This window comes from Alishewanella sp. d11 (assembly GCF_049390205.1).
GTDB lineage: Bacteria > Pseudomonadota > Gammaproteobacteria > Enterobacterales > Alteromonadaceae > Alishewanella.
Genome location: NZ_CP186547.1, coordinates 1067472 through 1093519 on the forward strand (window position 1 = coordinate 1067472; position 26048 = coordinate 1093519).

20 protein-coding genes are annotated in these 26048 nt (G+C 46.7%); 7 read left to right on the forward strand and 13 right to left on the reverse strand.

Annotated features, from left to right (window positions below; genetic code table 11):
- Window positions 1–102: 102 nt before the first annotated feature.
- Complete coding sequence (locus ACO1PK_RS04925; protein WP_423187556.1) at window positions 103–1563, reverse strand: aminoacyl-histidine dipeptidase; 1461 nt, start codon at window positions 1561–1563, stop codon at window positions 103–105.
- 238 nt (window positions 1564–1801) lie between these two features.
- On the opposite strand from ACO1PK_RS04925, the gene ACO1PK_RS04930 reads away from it, so the two are divergent.
- Window positions 1802–2725, forward strand: coding sequence for a DMT family transporter (locus tag ACO1PK_RS04930; RefSeq protein ID WP_423187557.1), 924 nt, complete (start codon window positions 1802–1804; stop codon window positions 2723–2725).
- On the opposite strand, the gene ACO1PK_RS04935 is transcribed toward ACO1PK_RS04930, so the two are convergent.
- The 4 genes from ACO1PK_RS04935 to ACO1PK_RS04950 form a co-directional block, all read right to left on the reverse strand.
- Window positions 2722–3552: a DNA ligase gene (locus ACO1PK_RS04935; RefSeq protein ID WP_423187558.1), complete on the reverse strand. Its 831-nt coding sequence runs from the start codon at window positions 3550–3552 to the stop codon at window positions 2722–2724. The genes ACO1PK_RS04930 and ACO1PK_RS04935 overlap by 4 nt on opposite strands.
- Before the next feature lie 94 nt (window positions 3553–3646).
- Entirely contained in the window at window positions 3647–4588 is a 942-nt protein-coding gene (locus ACO1PK_RS04940) for a YihY/virulence factor BrkB family protein (RefSeq protein ID WP_423187559.1), read from the reverse strand.
- 127 nt (window positions 4589–4715) lie between these two features.
- Entirely contained in the window at window positions 4716–6980 is a 2265-nt protein-coding gene (locus ACO1PK_RS04945; protein ID WP_423187560.1) for an exonuclease domain-containing protein, read from the reverse strand.
- 16 nt (window positions 6981–6996) lie between these two features.
- Complete coding sequence (locus ACO1PK_RS04950) at window positions 6997–7968, reverse strand: calcium/sodium antiporter (protein WP_423187561.1); 972 nt, start codon at window positions 7966–7968, stop codon at window positions 6997–6999.
- A gap of 142 nt (window positions 7969–8110) precedes the next feature.
- Between ACO1PK_RS04950 and ACO1PK_RS04955 the strand changes: the two genes are divergently transcribed.
- Complete coding sequence (locus tag ACO1PK_RS04955) at window positions 8111–8302, forward strand: hypothetical protein (RefSeq protein ID WP_423187562.1); 192 nt, start codon at window positions 8111–8113, stop codon at window positions 8300–8302.
- Here ACO1PK_RS04955 and ACO1PK_RS04960 read toward each other — a convergent pair.
- The 3 genes from ACO1PK_RS04960 to ACO1PK_RS04970 form a co-directional block, all read right to left on the reverse strand.
- Window positions 8268–11405, reverse strand: coding sequence for an efflux RND transporter permease subunit (locus ACO1PK_RS04960; protein ID WP_423187563.1), 3138 nt, complete (start codon window positions 11403–11405; stop codon window positions 8268–8270). The two genes, ACO1PK_RS04955 and ACO1PK_RS04960, sit on opposite strands and share 35 nt — an antisense overlap.
- A complete protein-coding gene (locus ACO1PK_RS04965; protein WP_423187564.1) occupies window positions 11406–12479 on the reverse strand; it encodes an efflux RND transporter periplasmic adaptor subunit in 1074 nt (357 codons plus the stop codon).
- 76 nt (window positions 12480–12555) lie between these two features.
- Window positions 12556–13377 carry a zinc-dependent peptidase gene (locus ACO1PK_RS04970; RefSeq protein WP_423187565.1) on the reverse strand — a complete coding sequence of 274 codons (822 nt, stop codon included), beginning with the start codon at window positions 13375–13377 and terminating at the stop codon, window positions 12556–12558.
- A 131-nt stretch (window positions 13378–13508) separates the two neighbouring features.
- Between ACO1PK_RS04970 and ACO1PK_RS04975 the strand changes: the two genes are divergently transcribed.
- Complete coding sequence (locus ACO1PK_RS04975) at window positions 13509–13979, forward strand: TerB family tellurite resistance protein (protein WP_423187566.1); 471 nt, start codon at window positions 13509–13511, stop codon at window positions 13977–13979.
- Between the two features lie 16 nt (window positions 13980–13995).
- Here the strand turns inward: ACO1PK_RS04975 and ACO1PK_RS04980 are convergent, their stop codons facing one another.
- The 3 genes from ACO1PK_RS04980 to ACO1PK_RS04990 form a co-directional block, all read right to left on the reverse strand.
- Entirely contained in the window at window positions 13996–14307 is a 312-nt protein-coding gene (locus tag ACO1PK_RS04980) for a hypothetical protein (protein ID WP_423187567.1), read from the reverse strand.
- 141 nt (window positions 14308–14448) lie between these two features.
- Window positions 14449–15630, reverse strand: a complete 1182-nt coding sequence (locus ACO1PK_RS04985) for an ABC transporter permease (protein ID WP_423187568.1) — start codon at window positions 15628–15630, stop codon at window positions 14449–14451.
- Complete coding sequence (locus ACO1PK_RS04990) at window positions 15627–16559, reverse strand: ABC transporter ATP-binding protein (protein WP_423187569.1); 933 nt, start codon at window positions 16557–16559, stop codon at window positions 15627–15629. The genes ACO1PK_RS04985 and ACO1PK_RS04990 overlap by 4 nt, the downstream gene beginning before the upstream one ends.
- A 205-nt stretch (window positions 16560–16764) precedes the next feature.
- On the opposite strand from ACO1PK_RS04990, the gene ACO1PK_RS04995 reads away from it, so the two are divergent.
- Window positions 16765–17700, forward strand: a complete 936-nt coding sequence (locus ACO1PK_RS04995; RefSeq protein ID WP_423187570.1) for a D-2-hydroxyacid dehydrogenase — start codon at window positions 16765–16767, stop codon at window positions 17698–17700.
- 70 nt (window positions 17701–17770) lie between these two features.
- Window positions 17771–19828, forward strand: coding sequence for a histidine kinase (locus ACO1PK_RS05000; RefSeq protein WP_423187571.1), 2058 nt, complete (start codon window positions 17771–17773; stop codon window positions 19826–19828).
- 28 nt (window positions 19829–19856) lie between these two features.
- Here the strand turns inward: ACO1PK_RS05000 and ACO1PK_RS05005 are convergent, their stop codons facing one another.
- Together ACO1PK_RS05005 and ACO1PK_RS05010 are read right to left on the reverse strand one after the other, a co-directional pair.
- Window positions 19857–20693 (reverse strand): RluA family pseudouridine synthase, encoded by an 837-nt coding sequence (locus tag ACO1PK_RS05005; protein WP_423187572.1) that lies wholly within the window; start codon window positions 20691–20693, stop codon window positions 19857–19859.
- A gap of 108 nt (window positions 20694–20801) precedes the next feature.
- Window positions 20802–22193: a PhoH family protein gene (locus tag ACO1PK_RS05010; protein ID WP_423187573.1), complete on the reverse strand. Its 1392-nt coding sequence runs from the start codon at window positions 22191–22193 to the stop codon at window positions 20802–20804.
- 240 nt (window positions 22194–22433) lie between these two features.
- On the opposite strand from ACO1PK_RS05010, the gene rapA reads away from it, so the two are divergent.
- Window positions 22434–25337, forward strand: coding sequence for an RNA polymerase-associated protein RapA (gene rapA / locus ACO1PK_RS05015; RefSeq protein ID WP_423187574.1), 2904 nt, complete (start codon window positions 22434–22436; stop codon window positions 25335–25337).
- Between the two features lie 3 nt (window positions 25338–25340).
- On the forward strand, window positions 25341–25991 hold the full coding sequence (locus tag ACO1PK_RS05020; RefSeq protein WP_423187575.1) for an RluA family pseudouridine synthase: 651 nt from the start codon (window positions 25341–25343) through the stop codon (window positions 25989–25991).
- The last annotated feature ends 57 nt before the right edge of the window (window positions 25992–26048 follow it).

A 26048-nucleotide genomic window follows, 5' to 3' on the forward strand; every position in this document is an offset into this window, starting at 1 on the left:
ACGGCAATGTGAACCTTGGGCTTAAATACAAACGCCGGCATTAACCGGCGTTTTGCTAACAAGCTAAAGCCTGCTGACTTTAGTCGCCTAACAATGCCTTAATCAGGCTTTTTCAGGAATGCGTTCTAACACGGCCAATAACAGCTGCCAATATTGGCCCACAGTTTCAATATTCACCATCTCATCCGGACCATGCGGATAACGGATGGTTGGGCCTATCGATACCATATCCATCTCAGGATAAGGCTTTTTAAACAAACCACATTCTAAACCGGCATGGATCACCATAATCACTGGCTCTTTGTTATAGATATCCTGATAGGTATCTTTAACAATCGCCATAACCGGTGAGCTCGGATCGGGTTTCCAACCAGGATAAGCACCGCTAAACTTCACGTTCACTTGCGCCAACGCCGCTAACGAGGCGAGCATCGACTCTATCTGCTCACGGCCAGAATCAATTAACGAGCGAATTAAGCAAAGTACCTGCACGCTGTCGCCCTGAGTGGTGATCACTCCCAAATTCAGCGAGGTTTCAACCACACCAGCAATATCATCACTCATCCGCATTACACCATTCGGACATACGTTAATCAGATTAAGCAAACACTGCTGCGACTCAGTGCTCATCACCTGTGCTGGTAAAATGGTTTCGGTGACAGCCAGCTTTAACGCGGGCTCAGTCGCTGAGAGTTCTTGCTGCAATAACGCTTGATATGCTGCCGCTTTCTCTTCCAGCAACGCTCTTTTATCGGCAGCCAGGGTAATCACCACTTCGGCTTCACGCGGAATGGCATTGCGTAGCGAACCACCGGCAATTTCACTGACTTTAAAATCCAGTTCGCTGGCCTGTTCCACCAAGAAACGCGCTAACAGCTTGTTGGCATTACCGCGGCCTAAATGAATATTTACACCTGAATGGCCACCTTTTAAACCACTGATAGTTAAACGGTAAGCCTGATGCCCAGCAGGCAGCGGCTGCCATTGCACAGGGACGGTAAATTCCGCATCAACACCGCCGGCGCAGCCCATATAGATCTCGCCTTCTTGCTCTGAGTCGGTATTAATCAGGATCTCGGCTTCTAGCATGCCAGCTTCTAAGGCAAAAGCACCGGTCATGCCAGCTTCTTCGTCAACCGTTAATAACACTTCCAGTGGGCCGTGTTTTATCTCATTGCTACCCAAGATAGCCAATGCAGACGCCATACCAATGCCGTTGTCCGCGCCTAAGGTGGTGCCCTTAGCGGTTACCCAATCACCGTCGACATAGGCCTCAATAGGATCTTTAGTAAAATCATGTTGTTTGTCCGCGTTTTTCTGCGGCACCATATCTAAGTGCGCTTGAATAACCACGGTTTTACGATTTTCCATGCCCGCTGTAGCCGGTTTTTTGATAATCAAATTACCCACTTTATCTTCCAGTACCGTTAAGCCTTTATCGCGCGCCCAAGCTTGAATATGCTGACTTAAGGCTTGCTCATGTTTAGACGGATGTGGAATAGCACAAATTTGCGCAAACCATTGCCACAACGGCTGCGGATATAAACTGGAAATAGCGGTCACAATAACTCCTGATTACAACTTAGGTCATTTTTATGGAGTTTATCATAGCTAACGCAACGCGCAGAGCCCCGCCACAGCAGGCGGTTGGAAACTGGTCGCAAAGTGTAAAAGCTATACTACAGGGGTAACAAATAGTTGCCATGCAGCTATTTTTTTCTTAGCTACTGTCTAATCCGCCAACAAGGCTTTATTATCGCTACCCTATTTACTGCCCACGCTAAGAACGACCTAATCTGCTATGAAAAATATCCTGTTGTATTTGGTTACCGTGTTAATTTGGGGTTCTACTTGGTTTGCCATTGAGTTTCAGCTGGGCGAAGTCGCTATAGAAGTATCCTTGCTGTACCGCTTTGCCATAGCGGCAGCGTTAATGTGGCTCTTTTGCTGGTGGCGCAAACTGGATATGCATTTTACGCTGCGCCAGCATGGCTTTATTCTGCTGTTAGCCAGCCTGAATTTTGCCATAAACTTTCTGTTTATTTATCAAGCACAGCAGTACCTAACCTCGGCCATGACAGCGATTGCCTTTACCACCATGTTGCTGATGAATATTATTAATACACGCCTCTTCTTTGGTAAACCGGTAGCCAAACGTATCTATTTTGGCGCTTTACTAGGCATTGCTGGCATAGTGGTGCTATTTTGGCCGGATTTGGATGGCATCGATTTTACCAATACCAGCTTACTCGGCTTATTACTGATCTTATCCGGTGCTTTGTCGGCATCCTTCGGCAATATGGTCAGTGTACGTAACTCGCAAGAAAATATGCCGATAATGCAGGTTAATGCCTGGGGCATGTTGTATGGCAGTCTGGTATTGCTGGCCGCGGCGTTGTTCAAGGGCCATAGCTTTAACTTTAGTACCGAACCGACTTATATCATCTCCCTGCTGTATTTAGCCGTGTTTGGCTCAGTGATCGCCTTTGCCAGTTACTTTGCTCTACTGAAACAAATTGGCCCAGAAAAAGCCAGCTATACCATAGTGTTATTCCCACTGGTCGCCGTTGTATTGAGCACCTTGTTTGAGGATTTTCACTGGACCAGCTATACCTTTAGCGGCTTCGCGCTGGTGCTGCTGGGCAATGCCATCGTACTTACGCCCTTTGATCGCATTAAGGCCTTATGGCTAAACCGGAGCACTGGAGCGCAAACACTCACTTAAAAGTGTTCCCGTACCCGTAAAAAGCGCGCAAAACGGGGGATACCATTATTAGTGTAACCATTATATCTATAGGTCACTACAGTCCCCTGGGCTGGCGGATTTTGCCGTAATAAATCAGTTAAGCCACTGCCGATGGCAAATTCTCTACCATCGGCTGTTCTGACGATTAAAGCGCCAACCATTCCCTGGTATTTACCTTTTCCCGGTCGATAACCAATTACTGTAGCTTCACTATCTTGATAGCTTTTTAGCTTTAATAGCGCCTGACTGCGTCCCGTATGATACAAAGAGTCTTGATGATGTAGCATAAGCCCTTCAGCACCTTGTTGCTCAAGCGCCTGTAGCTTAGTGAAAAGCGCTTCTTGGTTAGCGAGTCGAAATTGCGGAACTTTTTTTAGATAGGGGCTGTTTTGCTGTGCTACTAAAGTTTGCATAGCGCGGACACGCGCTGTAAAAGTACCTACCGCATCTGGCAGTTCAAACACATAATAGCGAATATTTTGCCATTCACTGTCAATGGGTTGGTGCTTACTGACAATACTTAACGTTTCAGCAAATTTATTGCGAGCTAACCAAAGCTCACCGTCTAAAGCTTGTGTTGGAAAGTCCGCGACAAACCAAGCGGGTGCGGCAATCACATTCCCCCCTCGGGTTATTAACTGCTTGCCATCCCAGTAAGCCCGCACTCCATCTAACTTTTCGCTAACCCAATACTGCTCTACTTCAATATCAGCACTATAAACGTTGGCCAATACCAGCTCAGGTTTGCTCGCAGCGGCTAACTGACTGCAGCAAATCAACAAGATATAAATTAACTTTTTAATCACTATTTAGCATCCTTTTATTTAAAAAATAAAAGTGTAGTAAAAGGGATTATTTTCGCAAGGTTAGCTAAGTAAACTGTTTCGTTTCACCCTAGGCTTAATCCGGTGCACTTTCTTCAATTAACTGCCGATGGACACAGACCGCAGTATTCTTTGGGCGAATCGGTTTACCTCGCCCCTCTAAATGGGCTCGCGTAAAGGCGGCACCAAATAGCAGAATCATTGATGAATAATTCACCCAGAGTAGCAACAGTGCCAGCGAGCCGGCAGCGCCGTAAGCTGAAGCGGTGGCAGTATAGGCTAGGTACATTGAAATAAAAGAACGACCCACCGTAAAGAGCAGCGCAGTAATAAAAGCACCCAGTAACACATCACGCCACGTTAATAAAACATCTGGCAAGATCTTAAACATAGCGGCAAACAAAAAGGTGATAACCAGCAATGAAATCACTACTTCCATACCGACCATGGTCCAAGCTGGAACGGGTAGCCACTCTTCAGCAAAGGTCATAACACTGCGCAAGGCCACCGATAACAGTAAAGAGACCATCAAAATAAAACCAATCGCCAAAATAATCGTAAGTGACAATAAACGGCTTTTCAGTAACGCCCAAAGATTATTACGTGAAGGACGGGGTGCCACATCCCAAATTTGGTTTAGCGATTGCTGCATTTGCGCAAATACCGTGGTGGCGCCGAGAATAGTGGCAATAATACCAACCAGCGCTGGCATGATGCCGCTCTGATCTATTTGCGAATTGACCACAGCTGTCTGCACGACTCCAGCAGCTTCTGCTCCCAAGGTTCCCTCAAGCTGCGCAAATAGCTCACCTTGCACTGCTCGCTCGCCCATCACTAACCCGACCAAAGCGACCACCACAACTAAAATTGGCGCTATCGAAAATACCGTGAAAAAGGCCAGCGCAGCGGCATAGATAAAAGCTTGGCTACCCAACCAATGCCGAAAGGCATGCACTAAAATACTTAGCCAATAGCGCACCAAGGTCGGTAGCTTGTCGTAAATTTTGTTTAACATCATGCTGAACTCTTAATCATTGCAGCCGAAACGGCATTTAGTCTCACGCCAACAGCAACCTTTATGCTTGCTTCAATGTGCCATGATGCGCATGGAAAAGTCGCTTTTCACGCGCGCCTACTTAACTGTTTTATATCGTAACAATGGCGCAGCGTTTGGCATTAATTAATTTTAATAATTCTACTGTTGCCGTGGCATCGGCCAGTGCACGGTGGTGATTGGTCAGTTTAATCTCAAGCGCTTCACACAACTTACCCAAGCTATAAGATGCCAACCCTGGATAATAGCGGCGCATATTCACAACCGTACAGAGCTGCGGCATATCAAAAGGGATATCACAACGGCTAAACTCGGCGCGGATAAAACCGTAATCGAATTTAGCGTTATGGGCAACAAATACCGCGCCTTGTAAAAACTCAGCTAGCTGTGTGGCGATGTCGGCAAACTTGGGCGCATCGACTACCATGGTGTTACTAATACCGGTTAAGCGGCTGATAAAAGACGGGATAGGCCGCTCAGGGTTTATCAGAGTGTTAAAGGTATCTAGCACCTCACCGCCTTGCACTTTGACTGCACCTATTTCGGTAATCCGATCGGTACCGGCTTTACCACCCGTGGTTTCCACATCCAGCACCACATAAAGCCGGTTGGGATCCACTATCCACTGCAGCTTTTCAATCCGCGCGTTAAAGCCCGCATTCTGTAATGCCAATAGCCGTGCCAGCTGGTGGCGCTGTATTTTATCGCCTGGTGCTTTTACTTCGATAAATTGCAGTTGCTGATCTTTGATTAACATCAGATCCGGATAACCACTGCTATGGCGGTTAAAATCCTGCGCCATAGCGCGTAAGATGGGAACAAGCCCGCTCTCACTATTTACTCGTGGCGCATATTGCACCAGCGGCAGTAGTTGCTCCGCCAAATCGACATGCCAAAAAAACAAGTTATTCGCTTTACCATAATGCGCGGTTAACGCACTTAGCAAAGTAGAGATTGCGCTTGGTGTAGCCAACTGCGTAAGCTTTTGCTCTATCTCATTTTTGAACTGTTGATAAAAATCACCGCTGGCTAAGTTACGCGGCTGGCGTTCGAAGGGGTTATGCAGGGTGCTGTCGTGATGCTCGAATAATTCATGCCAGAACCACAGCGCAAATAGCGCCAGCCAGAGGTTATTCTCAGCGTGAAATACCCTATAGCCCTGCGCGGTGTAATGCGCCATTAAGCCCTGCTCGGCTTTGCCCAAATACAACTCGTCTACCCCAACCTGCGGCGCCTCGTGCAGTAGCTGGGTTAACTGTGAGCGGCGCCGCGCTGCTGATTTAACGCCTGATTTAGCGTCACTGCTGTCATCAGCAAACTTACGCCGGTAAAAATCGTCGGCAAATAGCCATTCTTCGTCGCAGCTCGGATCCGCTAATAATTGCTGTAAATACTGTCGGCACTGCGTTTGATCGCCCGAGGCTCGCCCCTGTTGAGCATACAAGCGGACCAAACGCTCACTGGCTGGAAAGGCATTACTTTGCTGATAAAAGGCAATAGCAAAATCAGTAAGCTGATACTGCTCAGCCAGTTTACCCAGCTGATAACTGCGTTCGCTGCGTTTTAGCAATAAGGCATTGTCCGCAGGTAGTGGCCACTTTGCCACCTCCGTAAGCCATTGGCTTAGCAAAGATTCGGCGTTATCGGGTTGTTTTTTTAGCGCTTTGCCAAGCTCGATAATAGCCGGTTTCGCTTTGGCTAACTGGTAAGCGAGTAATGCCTGAGCCGGCTCGGTAAAACGCGGGGTAAATTGCTGTTTAAATTGACCGGTTTGGCGAATACCTAAATCGCGTAACGTAAAGAGCGAAAGATTAGGCTCAACCCGGCCAAAATACAGAAAATAAAGGTAATGCAGGGCATCTAACCGCTGCAAAGATACATAGTGCTGCGGTAACTTAGCAATCAACGCCAGCCAGTCGACAGGCAAGCGTAGCGCTGCACCTAATAATAAGGGTTTTGTTTGGCTTTTTTTCACGGCGATGGCTGCTGGCAACTCAGCTTGCGCCAGTTGTAGTAATTGCCAGAGGGTATCTTTGGTTACGCGCAGCCAAAAATCGGCTAAATCGGCAGTCCTTAACGGCGCAATAAAACCAGCTTGTTCTAAGAGCTGCAATAACGGCTGGACTGCGCCAATTTCAGTATAAGCGAGTTCCACATCAGCAAACACCGTACCTTTGCGATTAAGCATGCGCACCAGTAATTGCTGACAAGGCCGATCCAGCGCGGTAAAGTCGGCTAAATAAGCCTGACTTTCTTCCGTTAATACCCCTTGATAGTGTAAGGCTACAAACTGCAGCAACTCGTTAAAGTGCTGCAGGTAGTAACCACTGTCGAGTTCTTTGCGTGGATCAGCCATTTATTCCAGATTAGGTTTAAGCGATAACGGTACTGACTAAGTAACCGGTGTAACCGACAAACACGGTCAGCAAGAGCAGCCCTTCTAGTCGATTAATTCGACCTTGTCTTTTATAGCCATATCCCATCACGAACAATGCAGCCGTCAATAACGCGACTAAAGTCCAGTCACGCGTTAATAACACCGGATCCACTGCCATAGGTTGGATGGCCGCCGCTATACCGACAACGGCCAAAGTATTAAATAGGTTAGAACCAATCACATTACCCAAGGCAATATCATGCTCACCTTTTTTGATTGCCACTAATGATGAGGCAAGTTCAGGTAAAGAAGTACCAATAGCCACCACAGTTAAACCAATTACCAGATCGCTTACTCCCAAACTCTGCGCAATAAAAACCGCACCGTAAACCAACATCCGAGAAGCAACCACTAATAGCACTAGCCCAACTAGTAACCACATGATGGCTTGGCGTAACGTCATCTGAGAACTGCTTGCAAGCTCATCGTTCATCTCTGACGCTAAAGCATCTTGCGGATTACGCATGCCTTGCCAGACTGACCATGCCATTAAGAGGAAAAAAACGCCCAATAAACACCACGCATCAAAACGGGTAAGCTGATGATCAAATAACAACCAGCCCGCAAACAAGGTGACTAACATCAAAATCGGCAGCTCTTTGCGCAGTACTTGCGAATCCACCGCAATCGGACTTAGTAACGCGACCAGACCTAAAATTAACGCGATATTAGTAATATTGGAGCCATAAGCATTACCCAGTGCTAACGCCGGATTACCCTCACTGGCGGCCATCGCGGATACCACCATTTCTGGTGCGGAAGTACCAAAACCGACAATCAGCATACCAATTAACAAGGGCGGCATCCCGGCATATTTTGCCGTGGCAGCTGCCCCATCCACAAAACGATCGGCACTCCACACCAGAAGTGCTAAGCCCGCAATGAGTGCGGTTACCGCTAATAACATAAATTACCCTTATGACTTAAATGATGGTTTTAACTGGCGCTAGCATAACATGCCGCAATATTAAGACACAGTTGTCTCGCCAGCTTTTGAAACCATTTAACAAACAAGGTAAGCTTAGCTAAACCTTGCAATGGAATTTACCATGTCCAACTTACTGCTGATTTTAGTCGTGCTGTTTGTGGCACTTTTTGTCATGGTCATGCTGGCCGAGAAATTTGGTAGCAGAGATGAGGCACACACTGCGAAACTAAGCCGCTTTATCGTACCTCTGGTCGCTTTATTACTTTTAGCGCAACTGGTTAAGATGCTATTTTTCTCCGATGCAGTACCGTAACCAATAAAGCCGGGAGAAAAGTTAAACTGATTATTGTGGAAAAGAGTAAGCCGCAAAGCACAATAATACCCACACCACGATATAACTCCGTCCCTTCGCCAGGTAAAAACACCAATGGCGCCAAACCAAAAACAGTGGTCGCGGTTGACATTAAGATGGGCTTAAGTCTGGTGGCGACGGCTTGTAATACCGCATCCACCACACTTATTTGGCCATTGTTTAAATAATGCCGGGTTTGATCGACAATCAGGATAGGGTTATTTACTACGGTACCCAGCAAAATCAAAAAACCCAGCATGGTGATCATATCAAATGGCTGATGAAACCCACCTAACCCAACGCTTCCTAGCACACTGCTTAGGCCATTTACCGTCACTAAACCAACCAAGGCGCCGGCTAATCCTAACGGGACTGTGGCTAAGATAAACAGTGGATACCCCCAGTGACTAAAGATCGCTACCAATAACAGATAAATCAGGACGATTGCCACTGCGAAGTTGCTACCTAAAGCGGCTTTAGTCGCGTCTAACTGATCGGAAGCCCCAGATATATCGAAATTAACATTATTGGCAACAAGACCATCGCGCTGTAACTGCGGCACTAGTTCTTGTCGGACTTTTTCTACAGCAGTTTCCAGCGCCACAGAGCGCGGCGGGATGATATACAAGGTCACGGTACGACGCCCATCTACGCGTCTTAACGTATCACTGTCTGCCACCTCAACCAAACTGGCTAAGCTACTCAGCGGTAACACCGCACCGTTGGGGGTTAATACCGGTGTTTGCGCTAACTGCGCTAAACTTTGCTGTGCGCCAGCTTGGCTAAATAGGAAAATATCAACTTTGTCATCCGCTAAAAAGAACTCATCAACAAAGGCACCATCACTGAGAGCCGCTACCGCAAACCCAAAGTCTGCTGCAGAAAAATTCAACTCGGCTAAACGCTGCCAATTGGGCCGGATCTCTACCAGAGGCTGATCCAGCGATAAAGAAGAGGGCTCAGAACTTAACTGCGGCCGCTCGAATAATTGACCCGCAGCGACATAAGCTGCATCGGCTGCAGCATAGAGACTGGCTAAATCGGGTCCAGAGATGTCCAAAGCGACAGCTCGAGTACCACCATCGTTACTGCTGATAATAGAGCCACGAGAAGAAAAAGCCCTCATCCCCGGATATTGCCGGAACAAGCTGGTCATGGCATCCATCATAGCGCCAATATCTTGAGTTCGCACCGGCTCACTTAACACCCGAATACGCCCCACCGAGACACTGAGAGAATAATATTTTAAGGGCGGCATGGCGATTTGTCCTTGGTCGAACAAAGCAGGATCGGCATTAACTTGTGCAGTAAGGAAATGCCTAATTTCTTCGGCGATCAGCGCCATCTCTGATAAATTATAACCCGGTGGTGCAATCATAGATGAAAAGGCCTTTGGCTCTTCGCCTTCGGGTAAATACTCGGCAGGAGGAAGCAGATACCACGCCGCACCTAAGGTGATAACCAGAGTGCCAACGATCACCGCTAGGCGGCGATTGGCATTTTGTAGCAAACTCCCAACCCAACCCAATAACTTACCCCTTGGCTGCACGGCAGAATCTGCAGCCATCACCAAGGTTTTATTAAAGCCTAAACGGGCAATAGCCGCAGGAACTACAAACACGGCCACTAACATTGAAGCGATAATGGCCGCCGCTATGGCAATCGCAATATCAGAGTATAATTGTCCCGCCTCTTGTTCGATAAACAGAATCGGCGCAAACACCAGAACTGTCGTTAAGGTTGAGGCCAATACCGCCGGCCAAACATCGCGTACGCCTTTTATCGCAGCTTCAATTCGATCTAAACCACGCTGCCGAGCTTGTTGAATACTCTCCAGCACCACAATGGTATTGTCCAACGTCATACCAATGGCAAAGGCAATACCAGCCAGCGAAATCACATTAATGGTACGGCCAAAAGCTAGCAAACCGATAAAAGCCGCAATGGTACAAATCGGTACCCCGATCACGCCCACTAGCGTGGCATTGCCCGAGCGTAAAAATAAGTACATAACAAAGGTGGCTAAGGCAGCGCCTAACGCTAAATTCGTCCACACATTCGCGATGGAATCCTGCACATAGCGCACATCGTCACTAATTAAAGTCAGCTGTAAGCCATTAGGTGCTAACATGTCACGGTTAATTTGTGCCACCACCTCTAGCATCTCTTCTTTAATAGTGATGACGTTAGAGCCTGGCTCACGCCTGATTGAAAGGCTTAAGGTTTGTTCACCATCGGCAAAGGCTAAATCTCTGACTTCAAAGTGATCAAGAACCAAGGTTGCAACATCTTTCAGTCTTACCTGATTATCGCCTTGCTGCGTTAAAATTAAATTTTCCAGATCATCCAAGTGCTCAAAGCGCCCAACCATCCGCAGCAAATAACGTCGTTTCCCGCTATCAATATCGCCAGCTGAGCTGTCTCGATTCCGTGCGCGAATGGCATTGCGAACTTGCGTTAAACTAATACCACGCTGTGCTAGCTTGGCAGGATCGACTAATATTTGAATTTGTCGCTCAGCACCGCCACCCACTCCGACTTCAGAGACACCGGTTACTCGCTCCATCTGCGGGCGCACAAAGTCTTCGGCATAGTCCCGCAACATATCCATATCTAATTGCAGTGGGTTACCACTTAATGGCATCAGCCGGAAAAACATAAAGGCATTATTTGAAAAAGAACTACTAAATAGCCTTGGCTGATCCACATTTTCAGGATAAGACGAGACTTGACTTAGCGCATTGCTGACACGAATAAGTGCTTCGTTTACATCTACACCGAAAGGAAACTCTAATTCAATATTGGCCGAGCCAGTGCTGGCACGTGACACCATGCGCTTTAAATTGGGCAAGGTTCTCAAGTAACGCTCTTGCTCAATTAAGATTTCTTTTTCCACATCCTGCGGCGTAGCACCTGGCCACCCCGTCACCACGCTGATAGTACGAACCTCCAAATCAGGGATCATCTGCACAGGGATCCGTAAAGCAGCAACGATACCCAGCACACAGAGCATTAATACGGTAACGGTTAAAATGGTGCCACGACGAATTCCCGCTTCCAGCATTTATGGCGCTCCTACAGGGCGAATGCTATCCACGATACGAACTGTTTGACCATCGCGTAAGGTTTCATTGCCGCGCACGACCACCGGCAATGACTTGGCTAAGCCTGCCAAGATTTCTATGCCTTGCTCGCTACTGCGCCCCACCGTCACATTCTGCCGATAAGCGAGATTGTCGCGTATCACAAACACGCTAAAATTGCCGTCAGGATGTCGCAACAATGCATCTGGCGGCACCACTAAGACGTTTACATCATCTCGTTCGAAAAATAAGGTGGCGGTGGCAGAGGTGCCGGGTAATAAAGTATGCTGTTCATCACCCACCTCTAACCTGACCAAAAAACTGCGAGCATTGCTATCCCCAACAGGTACGGTAGCCAACAGGCGCGCGCTAAGTTTGGCGCTAGGCAGCAGATCAGCGGTGACCTCAATTTGCCGCAAATGACTTAGCGCCGCGTAATACTCTTGTGGTACACGAATATCAAGTAACAGCGGCGTTAAACTGACTAGCTGCATCACAGGTGAGCCCAAAGCCAGCCATTCCCCAACGTCGGTATTTCGCTCAGCTATCACGCCATTAAAAGGGGCAGTTAAGGTATGTCTGGCTACGATTTCTTGCTGTTGCATCAAGCTTGCTTGCGCTTGTTGCAACCCAGCTTGCGCTTCCGCTAACGCGGCGCGGCGTAAAGCGAGCTCGGTTTGCGGGAACAACTGTTGTGCGGTAAGGCGCTCGGCTTCAGTTACTAAACGCAGACGTTCCGTTTGCAGTACTTCAGCGGCATAAACGGCAGCGCGCTGTTGTGCCAGTTCATGCTCCGCTAAAGTGGCATCTAGCTTTAACAAGGGTTGGCCTGCGACCACGGTCGTTCCAGCATCTACCAGCAACTCTGCCACTAAGCCGGCAGTCCGAGTCGATAAGTTCGCATTATGCAAGGCTGTCAGACTGCCACTTAGCGTTAATTGTTCAGCTAAGCCGCGCTCTTGCGGCAGAACGACGCTAACAGGTACCATCTCTTGTGCTTTTGCCGTCAATGAGACTAAGACAGTCAAGCAAGCACCTATTATCCAACTTCGCATAATGCATCCTTCGCCAAATAAGAATTGTTCTTGTTAAGCTGCTGAGTATGCCGCAAAGTGGCGGCTAGATCACTTTTTATCGCCAACTAAGCGGGTTTAAGCGATAAAAATGACTTAATAACTGATATAAAGCAGGGTGTAATTGCGCCAGTTGCTGCGGTTGTTCAAAGAAAACTTCACTGATCACGGCAAAAAACTCGGCCGGATTGGTCGCGCCGTAGTAATCAAATAAACTAGACGCCCCCAACGCCGCCTGTTGCTGTAAGGTATTAAACTCGGCGGCCATTACGCCAGACCAACGTTGGTAATCACTGCTTCGCTCTAACAGTGGGACGCCGGTCGCCAGCCCTTTTTCTTGATCCAACTGGTGCGCAAATTCGTGAATAACCACATTACGGCCATCGGCGGGATTCGCAGCGCCCTGCACCGTATCAGCCCAGCTTAAAATAACCTTACCTTGTCCCCAAGATTCTCCCGATAACACGCGACGCTGTTCGTGCATAACCCCCGCAGCGTCTGGCGTCTGTCCAGCAACAATAAAAGCGGCAGGATACAGTAAAATTTGCTGTAATTTTGGATAATAATAATCTTGGCGATTAAGCAACAGTAAGCAAGCCTGAGCAGCAATGGTCACTCGCATTTCATCGGTAACCGTTAAGCCGTCACAGCCAATAAAGGCTTTTTCAGCAATAAAGACTTGGATATGTTTTTTTAGCTGTAACTGCAAATCGGCTGGTAAGGCCCGAAAGTAAGGCATACGCTGTTTCAGAATGCGCCGCCAAGATTCAGGAAAAGGCCGCGCTTGAATACGTTTGCGCTGCCATCGGCGCCAATAGGGTTGCCCCAGCACAAAACCAATAATCAATAGAGTTAGTATAGTTAAAATGAGTAGCGGCAAAAGTCGGCTCCGACAGCGTATAGGCGAACTGTTTTAGTGGGGCAAGGTCAGAGTTAAATCAAGTATCTGCTGCCTAGCCGTCCTGCATATAAGCTAGCAGCATAGAAATCATAATGTAAAAGGAAATAGTGATGTTTAATTTTCTGAAAAATCTGCTGGAAAAGGCTAGTAGTGACTGGCAAGCCGCCGGCTCAGCTGCACAGCCTTGGCAACGCCATCAGCTCAGCGAAGCTCAATTTATGGCGGTCGTGTTGATGCTGCAACTGGCCGATGCGGATTTTGATAGCGCTGAGCAAGAGCATCAATTAGTTTTAGATTATTTAATAAAAGAGTATGGTTTAACTCACACTGACGCAGAGCCAGTGTTTCAAGATGCGTTAAACTTGGCTTTGGATGCCACCAGCCTGCAAGCCTATACCTCAAAACTCAAGATACTCAGTGAAAGTGAACGTTTAGAGGTATTGGATCAACTTTGGCAAGTCGCCTATGCCGATGGCACCCTGGATCCGAATGAAGAAGCGATGTTACGTAATGTGGCGGAACTACTGTTTATTCGCCATAGTGACTTTATCAAGAGTAAGCTGGCCAATAAGCCAGCTTAAGCTGCGTCGTCACGATTTAACGTCGCTCGCTTTCTTCTTTATGCAGTATTTCACCTTCAATTACTGTACCACCTGCCGCTGTGGATTGCTGCTGGTATGCTTGCGCCTGCTCGCGAAAGCGCCGAATACGCTGTCGATGCCGGTACAACATAATAGGAATGAGGATCCAACTAAGTACTAATGCAAAGAGTAAGATAAAGGCTCCAACCAGCAGCATCACGCCCAGTACCAACCAAGCCAGTAACCGCTGTAAAAAGCTACCTTGCTGGCGCAGCTGAAATTGCCGTTGCCAGGCCGATGCTTGTTGACGGAAGGATGAATCGAACATAACTACCTCTTCAAAAGTGCTGGTACTGTTTGTACCAGCGACAGAACCAGAGCAAGCCGTTGCTGCCCTGCGTTATTGCATTATGCCATATCAGGCTGAGCCTAACCTGAATAGTTCAAATTTTCGTCTTAAACTACTTGCCTAGTCAGTTTTACTACTCAAGGCCCAGCGCATAATATCAGCCCAGCTTGGCTCTTTCCCGTACATCTGCATACCACGCAAAAAAACCCGACCAGCGACACGGCGCATCCAGTACAAGGTAGCGATCAGCAACACTAAAGACAGTAAAGGCTGCCACCAAGCCAGCTCAACCATCGCCAGCCTTACCGGCATAGCGGCAAAGGAGGTCACGGGCAACCAGCTGAGCAGAGTCATCGCCCAACCCGTTGGGCTATCTATCACCAAATAAGTGAACAGCAACGGTAGCCAAGTGATCATCATTACCGCGCCCTTACCGCTGGTATTTGGATCATCTATAGAGGCTGCTACTGCCGCCATAAAACAGGCACATAACAATACCCCTAACAAGGCAAAAGGGACTAACCACGCAATCACCCCCCAGTTGATCCACTCCAGCTGCAAAGGCTCATCGGCAAGAAACAGCACCGCGACAACAATACCCAATAACATTACCAAGCTGGTGGTAAACATGGCTTTCATCGCGCTTAAACTGTGCCCTAATACCTTGCCATCAATCCATTGCTGAGGCGTGACTATGGCATAGAGTTGCTCGGTTACCCGTTGCTGCTTCTCGCCAGTGATGCTCATTAACAGTTGCCCAAAGGCGGTGCTTAGCCCGATCAACAGCATAAAAAGCACCGCTAACGCGATGCCCTTCTCTGGCCGATCACTTCCTTTATAATTGTCATCCAGATAGCGCATTTCAAGGGTTACCGGCGTGGAGAGTTTTGCCAACTGCTCAGCGGTCAGCCCTTGCGCTATGCCGTACTGCTGCCGAAAATACTGCTGTAACTCTTGTTCAAGCAATTGCTGCCACTTTTTACCCGCAGCAGTGTGAATCACCACTTGCTCGGCCTCTTCGGTAACAACCGCATGCCAAGTCTCGCTATGGCGTAACTGATTAAGCTGTTCCTCTAAGGTGACGGTGGGGCGCTGAAATTGGAATTGATCGGTATTGCTCAAGGTATAATGGGCAGGCACAGCAATACGGTACTCCGCGCGACTCTCATCAACAAAATAGCTCCAAGCAAACACGGCGCCCATAATACCCAACATCAATAAATACGAGATAAGCTGTTGCTTCCATTTAAAAAAGCGTAAAAACTCCCACTTTGCGACTATGATACTTTGCCGTGAGATCATGGTTGCACCTCCTGTTGCGCATGTGCTGCCATCGCTGCTAAATATAACTGGTGTAAATCTGGACTTTGCATAGAAACACTTTGCACATTAAGCTGACTGAGTAACTGTTGCAAACAGGCAGATAACTCGCTAGCCGTTGGCAAGTAAAGACTAAAACGAGTAGCCGTATGTTGATTGATCGTTAAATCGGGGAAGAGTAAGGCCAACTGCTCAGGACTCACCGCCTGCTCTGTTTCAATCACAACTTCCGGTTTAGGTTGCGCCTGTCGCCGAATTTCAGCCAAGGTACCGGCCAGCACCACTTGCCCTTTGGCCATTAAAAGCATGCGATCGGCTAACTTTTCTACCATCGCCATTTGGTGGGCGCTAAGAATGACGGTCATGCCTTTTTCACGCAATGTTTTTAAAAAGCTGACGACTTTTTCCTGATTAATCGGATCTAAGCCTGAGAAAGGCTCATCTAAAATCACTAAGGCCGGTTTATGCATGACCGCAGCAATAAGTTGCACTTTTTGCTGGTTACCTTTAGACAGTTGTTTCAAATCTTCCTTACGTCGATCGCTTAGCTCAAAAATCTCCAGCCAATGGCGCATTTCGACTTCAGCCTCACCTTTAGATAAGCCGTGCAGTTGAGCAAGATATAGCAGGTTTTTTTCAACACTTTTGTCTGGATATAAGCCTCTGTCTTCAGGCAGATAGCCTAAAAAACGTCTTGGCACATGATCATATTCTTGCGCTAAATGCTGCACGGTAATAGTTCCGCTATCTGGGCGGGTCATCCCCACCAGCATGCGGATAATAGAGGATTTACCAGCACCATTTGGACCAAGCAAAGCAAAAATCTCACCGGGGGTAATGGTAAAACTCACCTTACTGACCGCTACAACGGTGGCATAAGATTTCTCAATTTCCTCGACAACAATCTGCATCTATCACTCCTTTTTTCTTTGCGCTACCTTAGCATTTGTCTGACAAACTATAAATGTGCTTTGCTTGCAAATGTGTAACACATTATTTTAGCAATTAACATAATCTCTAGCGGAATAAGAATTGCTGCTTTTTGATATAAGCTGTGTTAAAACTATGATTTTGACTTATCGCTGCTTTGCAGCTTCTTAGTACAGATGACCATTTATGCCGACTAATCTGGTTTTTTTAGATGCTGCCACTTTGGGAGATGCCGATCTCAGCCCGCTACAGCAAGCAGCGTGCAAGCTGCAATTGTATGATTATACAGCCCCTGAGGATCGGTTAGCTCGCTTACAGCATGCTGATATTGCCATCGTCAACAAGTGTGTAATTGACGCCAATCTAATGAAGCAATTACCTCGCTTAAAAGCCATTATGATTTCGGCCACGGGTACAGATAATGTTGATCTTGCCGCGGCAGAAGAAGCAGGTATTTTTGTTAAAAACGTGCAAAACTATGCGGAAACAGCTGTCCCTCAGCATGTCTTTGCACTGTTACTATCGCTGACAAATCAGCTACTGCCTTATCAACAAGCCGTAAAGACCGGGCGATGGGCTAAAAGTAACAGTTTTTGCTTACTCGACTATCCTGTAATGGAACTGTCAGGAAAAACCATGACCATTGTTGGTTATGGTGCCTTAGGTCAGGCTACGGCTCGCTTAGCCGTGGCCTTTGGCATGACGGTTGTGATAGCAGAAAGACCCGATGCTACACACGTAAGACCCGGCAGAATGGGCTTTTGCGAAGCATTAAAGGTTGCGGATGTCGTGTCATTACACTGTCCACTTACAAGGGATACCCAACATTTATTCAATACGGAACGGCTTAGCTGGTTAAAGTCGAGCGCTATACTGATCAACACGGCGCGAGGGGGGCTGATCGATGCACAAGCTTTACTTAACGCCTTACAGCAAGGCCAGCTCAAAGCGGCGGGGCTTGACGTTTTAGCGGAGGAACCACCCAGTGTGGATGACTGCTTGATAAACTGCAACTTATCTAACTTGTTGATTACGCCTCATATTGGATGGGCCAGTAACGAAGCAAGAACCAGAATGGTCGAAAAAATTGTCGACAATATAAAAAATTATCTTGCCAACTGATAGGATCTTTTAGCTTGGTCTAAGTCGGCTGTAGGGAAGTACAGCTGCCATTAATATTAAGAGCGACAATATGCGTTTTATCAGTGTATTTATTTTTACTGTGTTCCAACTGAGTTTTTTACTGAGCAGCATGCCGGTAGTTGCAAGCGATCTGTCCGCTAGGCTACTCGACGTTGCTCGCGATAGTCATCTGGCCGAGCAAACGATCAATACCTTACAAGGTCAACCGCCGCATCAGTTAACCACTGCAGATTATTTGGTTATTGCACAAGCTTACCAGACGTTAGGGAATCGTGAAGCCGCCTTAGATGCCACACAAAAAGCGGAAAGCGTGGCACAAACCCCCTATTTATTGGCATTGAGCTTATTTAAAAAAGCGCAAATTTATGGCATTTACTATCAAAATGCCGAACTCGCCATTCAACAACTGCTGCAAGCAGAACAGCACCTCACTGCATTAGAAGAACCGGCAGCCAAGATTTTACTGACTGATGTGCTCAGTAGCTTTGCCTCTGCTTACAATTTGCAAGGTGATTTGAAAACCGCTTTGACTTATGCCCAGCGCAGCTTAGCTTTGGCGCAAAAAATTAACAATGATGCCAGACAGCTGCATGCTCTGATTTTAAACGGTCGCATTACCCTGCAAAATAATCAGTATCAATTAGCCTTTTCTTACTTGCAGCAGGCCTTGTTGTTGGCGAGCCAACTGCAAGATGAAGAGGAGCTAGCTTCTATTCATTTTCGGTTGGGTATGGCACACCGCAAACTTGAGCAACATACAGACGCCTTGGAACATTTTACAGCAGCGGCTGAACGTTATAGCGCGTTGAATCGCATGGCTAACTACAGCGCAGTCTTAGTTTATATGGCTGAAAGTTATCTAGAAGAACCTCGACAGATAGAAAAAGCGGAAGCGTTACTGCAAGAAGCTATAGATATTGCGAAAGCGCAGCAAAATATCTCCCGCACGGCAACGGCATACTACAGCCTGGGACGAGTAGCCATGCTACGCCAAGATTATCGCCTGTCAGAAGAAAACTATCAAAAAGCCTTACAAGGTTTTAGGCAAATTAACTCGCGCGGTATGGCTACAGAAACCGCCCTTGCTTTAGTCCAGTTAATGATTGAACAAAAACGTTACGATGAAGCGGCGGCGTTTAATACTGCAGTCAGTACGGATATCGACGCTGCAGCAACTTTTCTAAAGATACGCTATTTTACTAATGCTGCGATGCTGGCAGCCGCTGCAGGCGACTGGCAAACTGCTTATCAATTTCAAACCGTTATCACAGAATTAAACCAGCAAGAACTGACCAGTCAGATTAAAGACAATATGCTGGCTTTAAAAGACGGATTAAGTCAGGTCAGTGAAACCGAACAACAAGATACTGTTACCAGTGAATTACAAGCGGCACTGCAAACAGCGCAATCTCGGCAAGTTCTGCTGCAAGCTGCTCTGGTATTTATGTTCTTTTTCAGTTTTATTATCTGGCAACTATACCGTCGCAAAGTCAGCATAACCGTTCCTTCGGTGCAGGAAACTACACCAAAACAATGGCAGCAATTTCAAGACAAGGTCAAAGTACTCAGTACGCAACAAGATATGACGTTATGGGTGTTAACACCCCGTAACTATGGCCTACTTTCACGCCAATTTGGTCATAACGTTCTAGCTAAACACATAAAAGCGCTGGAACATAAACTGGATACTAGCGCGTTTAAAGCGATATTTATCGATAATGACATGCTCTGGCTGGCCTTGCCTACCGCACAGACCACAGAACAAGCAACCAGTTTAGACAGTGTTATTCACTTGCTGCAGCAGCAGTTAACGCAATTTGAAATAGAAGCCGCCATTCTGACTGCCGAATTGCCGTTACAAGAATTACTGGGCAATAACTGGCATAAAGATGATATAACCGCACTGCAAGATGCCATTGGCTATGCTTGGTATTTAACAGAACAGCAATCTCCCGAAAGCATGCAGTGGCATCTACGGTTCTCTGCTTTACATCCTCGCCCATGCGAGTGGCAAGCAGAGGATTTACGTTCCGATATGCTAAACGCACTTCGCCTAACGGAGTTAATCATCTATGTTAACGAACACCCCTTGGCAATAACTGATTAACGCAGCCTAGATTCAGCCCTGTCTCGAATCAGGGCTTTGCCAATAATAACTCTGCAGGTAATTCAAAACGCTGCATACGCCGACGTAACGGACAATTAAAACTTAACGCTACCGCTTGCAAGGCTAAACCAGCAGCATGCTTATTATTTTTGCCATATTGCGGATCGCCCAAAACCGGATGATCGATGGCTGCAAAATGCCGCCGGATTTGATGCTTTCGCCCGGTAATTAACTGTACCTTAAGCAAACTCGTATCGGTCTCTGTATCATAGGCTTGCACGACAAAACGACTTTCGCATGGCTTGGCATCCAGTGGTAAACAAATACGGCCCTGCTGTTGCAGCTCGCTGGAGAGCTGGCCTTTTACCCTAATCTGGTAAACTTTATCAATCTGCTGACTGGCAATCAGCTTACTTAACGCTGCAGCGGCTTGTTTTGTATGTGCCAATAGCACTAAACCACTGGCTTCACGATCCAGCCGATGTAACAAAAAAACTGTTCTTAATGGGGTAAAATATTGCTCGGCAAAGCGCAGTAAGCTTAAATGATCACCCCATTCATTGCCTTGCGATAACATCCCTGCAGGTTTAAACCACAGGCTGTAACTTTTTTCATCCTGCAATAAGATGGCAGGAACTGTTTGCCGCTGTAAAATATCGGCATCGTAGTGCAGGGTAAGACAATCACCTGCTTTTAGCATTTGCTGAGAGCGCCTTAAGCGTTTCACCGGCTTAGTTTGTAATTGCACTGCGCCTTTGCTCATCGCATCTTTTAATCGGCCTTTCGATAACTCTGGTACCGCAGAGGCTAAAAAATCGATGGCAGCAACGGGGGCAGTAACCTGTAATTGGCGAGAAAGTTTCATAAATCACTCTTAGCTACCGGCAACAGCCGGTAGCATCTAGCAGATAAGTGTAACGATCTTAACAAAAAAGCAGGTTGAATTCCTCAAGCTTTAGCATCGACCTGCCTATTAAAGATTCGCTTCGGCAAACGACGCTAAGCGACTGCGCACTACACCATTAAGGTTTATGGTGGTACTGCCTTCAAAATTTTTAAATCGCTCAACAATATAAGTTAAACCAGAGGTCACGGCGGTTAGGTAATTGCTGTCTATCTGTGAAAGATTACCAGAGCAAATTAGCTTAGTACCCTCACCACAGCGGGTAATAATGGTTTTTAACTGCGCTGCACTCAGATTTTGGCATTCATCTAAAATAACAATGGCATTTTGGATGCTGCGGCCACGCATAAAATTAACCGACTTAAACTGAATATTAGCTTTCTCCATAATGTAATTGACACTCGCATGCGGGTGCTCGTCAGTCTTATGCAGCACTTCTAACGAATCGGTGATCGCCGCTAACCAAGGTGCCATTTTCTCCTCTTCAGAACCCGGTAAAAACCCGATCGATTCGGCAATTTCTGGCGTGTTACGCGTTACAATGACCTTATCATAAAACCCTTTCTCGATAACCAGCTCCAAGGCAGCCGCTAAGGCGATTAAGGTTTTACCGCAGCCAGCAGGCCCGGTTAGGATCACTAAATCCATGTCTGGATCGAGCAAGGCTTGTAATGCCATTGCTTGATAAATATTTTTAGGATGAATCCCCCAAGCTCGCCGGTGCATTAATCGCTCAAAACCAAAATCAACGATCTTCAACTCGGTATCCATTATTCCGACGACCTTGCCAACAAAGCTCTCTGCTTCATCTACCAGATATTCATTCAGATAAGCATTTGGCAGGACTTTACGGCTAATATAATGTACTGTCTCGCGCCCTTCGTTTTCACTGCGACAGTCTCCCACTAAAGACCAGAACTCACCCGGAAATTTGTAATAACCTTTGTATAAAAAACGCACATCGTCAATTAACTGATCGGTGCGGTAATCTTCCACTAATTTTAAGCCAGCGCCCTTGGCTTTGAGCCGCATATTGATATCTTTGGTGACTAAAATAACTTTTAACGGACTTTTTTCCCGCTGTAAGTACAAGGCCGTATTAATAATCAGATGATCATTTTCGCCACCTGGTAAACCGGGTATTTCGTCTTTTAAATGATGGTCATTGATGATAAAAATATGCCCACCAGGCCGTTCATCTTGCGGTGCAGGTAAGGCTACACCATGCAACATTTGCTCTGGAGAGGCATCCTTAAGCACATCTTCTAAGGCGCGAATCGCCACTCTAGCATCACGGCTGACGTCTTTATTGCGATCTTTGATGTGATCAAGCTCCTCCAATACCGTCATGGGGATAACAACGTCATGTTCTTGAAAATTCAGAAAAGCAAAGGGTTCATGTAGCAGAATATTGGTATCAAGGACGTAGATTTTTTTCTCTTTCAACTTTTTACGCGCCATACGCACTCCTTTTAGTTTCGGCTGGCAAAAAAGTAGCTATCTTCAGCTTAGTGCAACTTTGACAGACTGCTACACTAAAATGACAGTTTTCGGTAACTCCATTTCATACCTTGCCGCTGGAGGATGACAGTAAAATGACAACTAGGCCTAAACGAATAAGAAAAACCCCACTGAGACGGGTGCAACAAAATCGAATTCGCTGTACCATGACGCCCCGTTTTTCGACTGTTAGGGTTTAGAATGAATTTCGCATTGGGACAACGCTGGATCAGCGACACAGAATCAGATTTAGGCTTAGGCACTGTGATTGCGCAAGAAGGCCGCATGATTACCATATTGTTTCCGGCCAGCGGAGAAACCCGGCTTTACTCTCAGCAAGAAGCACCCTTGACCCGAGTAAGTTTCAATATTGGGGATGAGGTAAAAAGTGCCGAAGGCTTTACCCTATTAGTGCAGAAGATAACAGAACAGCAGCAACTATTAAGTTACCACGGTATCCGTTTAGACACGGGTGAAGAAGTGGTGTTAAGAGAGACCTTTTTAGATCATTTCTTAAGTTTTAATAAACCTCAAGATCGTTTATTTGCCGGTCAGATCGATCGCTTTGAACACTTCCCGCTGCGCTATCAAAGTTGGATGCAGCAACAAAAACTGCAGCAAAGTCCACTTCGCGGCCTCGTTGGCGGCAGAGTCAGTTTAATTCCGCATCAATTACACATTGCCAGCGATGTCGCTAAACGTCATGCACCGCGCGTCCTACTGGCAGATGAAGTAGGTTTGGGTAAGACCATTGAAGCCGGTTTGATCATCCACCAGCAGCTGTTAACTGGGCTAGCGAGTCGGATATTGATAGTAGTACCAGAGACATTACAGCACCAATGGTTGGTTGAAATGCTCAGACGTTTTAACCTTAAATTTGCTATTTTTGATGAAGAACGCTGCCAACAAGCTCAGTTAGATGCAGATAATCCTTTTGATACCGAGCAATTAGTGCTCTGTAGTATGGAGTTTTTAGCCAAGAAAAAATCTTGGCATGAACAAGCCGTGAGCAGTCACTGGGATCTGTTGGTGGTGGATGAAGCACATCATTTACATTGGCATCCAGAAAAGCCTAGTGTTGAGTATCAACGCATAGAAACTCTCGCACAGGATACCGCGGGGTTAATTTTACTTACGGCAACTCCAGATCAGCTGGGGCATCACAGTCACTTTGCGCGCTTACGCCTGTTAGATCCAGAGCGCTTCTATGATTATGAGCAATTCCAGCAACAAGAGCAGGACTATCAACACATTGCTGAGCTAGCGCGTCATTTACTGGCTGACAAACCTCTGGACAGTGCTGATACTGCCAAGCTAAAACAATTACTGACCGATACCGAGAGTCAACTTTTATTAGCGCAGTTTGCAGAGGGCACAGCGCTGCAACCTAGCCATTACGAAACACTGTTACAAAAATTACTGGATCGGCATGGTACAGGTCGTATTCTATTTCGGAACAGCCGCAGTAACATCCAAGGTTTTCCGGTGCGTAAGCCGCTGCCAGTGCCGCTGAGCATGCCTGAGCAGTATCAGAATGCGTTAAAAGTTGAGCGCTCACTTAATAAAGATGCCCCACTGGTAGCCCGTATTCACGCCAACCTCTTTCCGGAGCAAATCTTTCAGGCCTTTGAAGGTGATAAGAGCCAGTGGTGGCAATTTGATCCACGTGTAACTTATCTACTAGAACAATTAAAAGCCCATAAGCGCGCTAAGTTCTTAGTGATCTGTGCCAAAGCCACTACAGCACTCGCCCTAGAAGAAGCACTAAGAGTCAGCGAAGGGATACGCGCAGCGGTCTTCCACGAGGGTATGAGTATTCTAGAGCGTGATAAAGCAGCAGCCTATTTTGCGCAAGAAGAATACAGCGCCCAAGTGCTGTTGTGTTCTGAAATTGGCAGTGAAGGCCGTAACTTTCAATTTGCCAATCATCTAGTTCTGTTTGATTTACCTTTAAACCCTGATTTGTTAGAACAACGTATCGGCCGCTTGGATCGTATTGGTCAGCAGCAAGATATCCAAATCCACATTCCTTATTTTGGCAATAGCGCCCAGCAACTCTTAGTCAATTGGTACCAAGATGGTCTAAATGCTTTTGCCCGTACTTGCCAAACTGGCCGGTTGATTTTTGAACAGCAAAGAGCACAGCTAGAAAACTTACTGGCCGATTATCAAGGTGACACTGAGCAAAGCCAGTTATTGATCAGCGAATGTGCTGCCTTGCAACAACAGCTACAACAACAACTGGAGCAAGGCCGAGATCAACTGCTAGAGCTGAATTCCAGTGGCGGTAATAAAGCACAGCAATTGTGCCAGGCGATAAGTAGTATCGATGCAGACGTTAAGCTGCCGATGTTGATGTTTAAAGCTTGGGATTTATTGGGCGTCGCGCAGGAAGACCGCTCAGATACCAGTATTATTTTGCGCCCTTCAGAACAATTACAAATGAATTATCCTGGCTTGGATGATGAAGGTACAACAGTCACCTTTGATCGCGCCACCGCCTTAGCAGAAGAAGATATCCAATTTTTAAGCTGGGATCATCCGATGGTGACAGGCACCCTTGATATTCTGACCAATGATCAACTAGGTAACAGCTCAGTAGCCTTACTACCGAATAAGGCCCTACCTGTCGGTAGCTTTTTTGTTGAGCTTATTTATATTGCAGAAGCTACCGCACCCGTGGCCCTGCAATTAGGCCGTTACTTACCCCAAACGCCCCTGCGCTTATTACTTGATAAAACAGGTAAAGATCTTGCAGCCAAAGTGCCTTTTGAGAACTTTAATCGCCAGCTAAAACCGGTGGGAAGGCAAACGGCCACCAAATTGGTGAATGCCTTACAAAGTTTTATTCATCCGCTGTTGGCAGGTGCTGAACAACTTGCTTCCGTTCAGCTAAACAGCATAGTGCAACAGGCGCAACAACAAATGCAGCACGCTTTAACTGCAGATATTGAGCGACTTGAAACATTGCGTCAGGTAAACCCCTTAGTACGCGAAGAAGAAATTCAGCATTTATATGAGCAGCGTCAGCAACTGGATGAGTACTTACAAAAAGCGCGCTTAAAATTGGATGCAATCCGTGTCATTATTGTTAGCCACGATTAATCCATGCTACTAGATTATCAGCCACCTCAGTCACCTTATTTGGATATCTTGTATCAGGACGAGGATATTGTCGTGCTGAATAAACCTAGCGGTTTGCTATCAGTACCCGGTAAGGCAACTGAGCACTTCGACAGCGTGCAATATCGCGTGCAGCGGGTTTGGCCTAATGCCGCCATAGTGCATCGGCTAGATATGGCAACATCGGGGGTGATGGTGATGGCACTGAACAAAGTGGCACAGCGCCATTTAAATCACCAATTCCAATTGCGGCAAACCGCTAAGATTTATCATGCTAGAGTTGCAGGCCAGGTAAAGGCCGATAGTGGTAGTATCGATTTACCCCTCATTTGTGATTGGCCTAACCGGCCTAAACAAAAAGTCTGTTACCAACATGGCAAACCTTCACTGACCAACTTTAAGGTTTTGGCCAGAGGCGAGCATGAAACTCGTTTGCAGCTAGAGCCAGTAACGGGGCGCTCGCACCAGTTAAGAGTCCATTTGCAATTTATCGGTCATCCGATTCTTGGCGATAAATTTTATGCAAAAATGGTAAGCAGTGAGGTAGCTCGTCTGCAGTTACACGCGGTGAGCCTAGAATTACAGCACCCAAGTACTGGGGTTTTGCAAAAATTTGCAGCATTGTGCCCTTTTTAAACCATCGAATCGCTTTATTAACACAACATTCATTTAAACAAGCTACTATAGACTGGT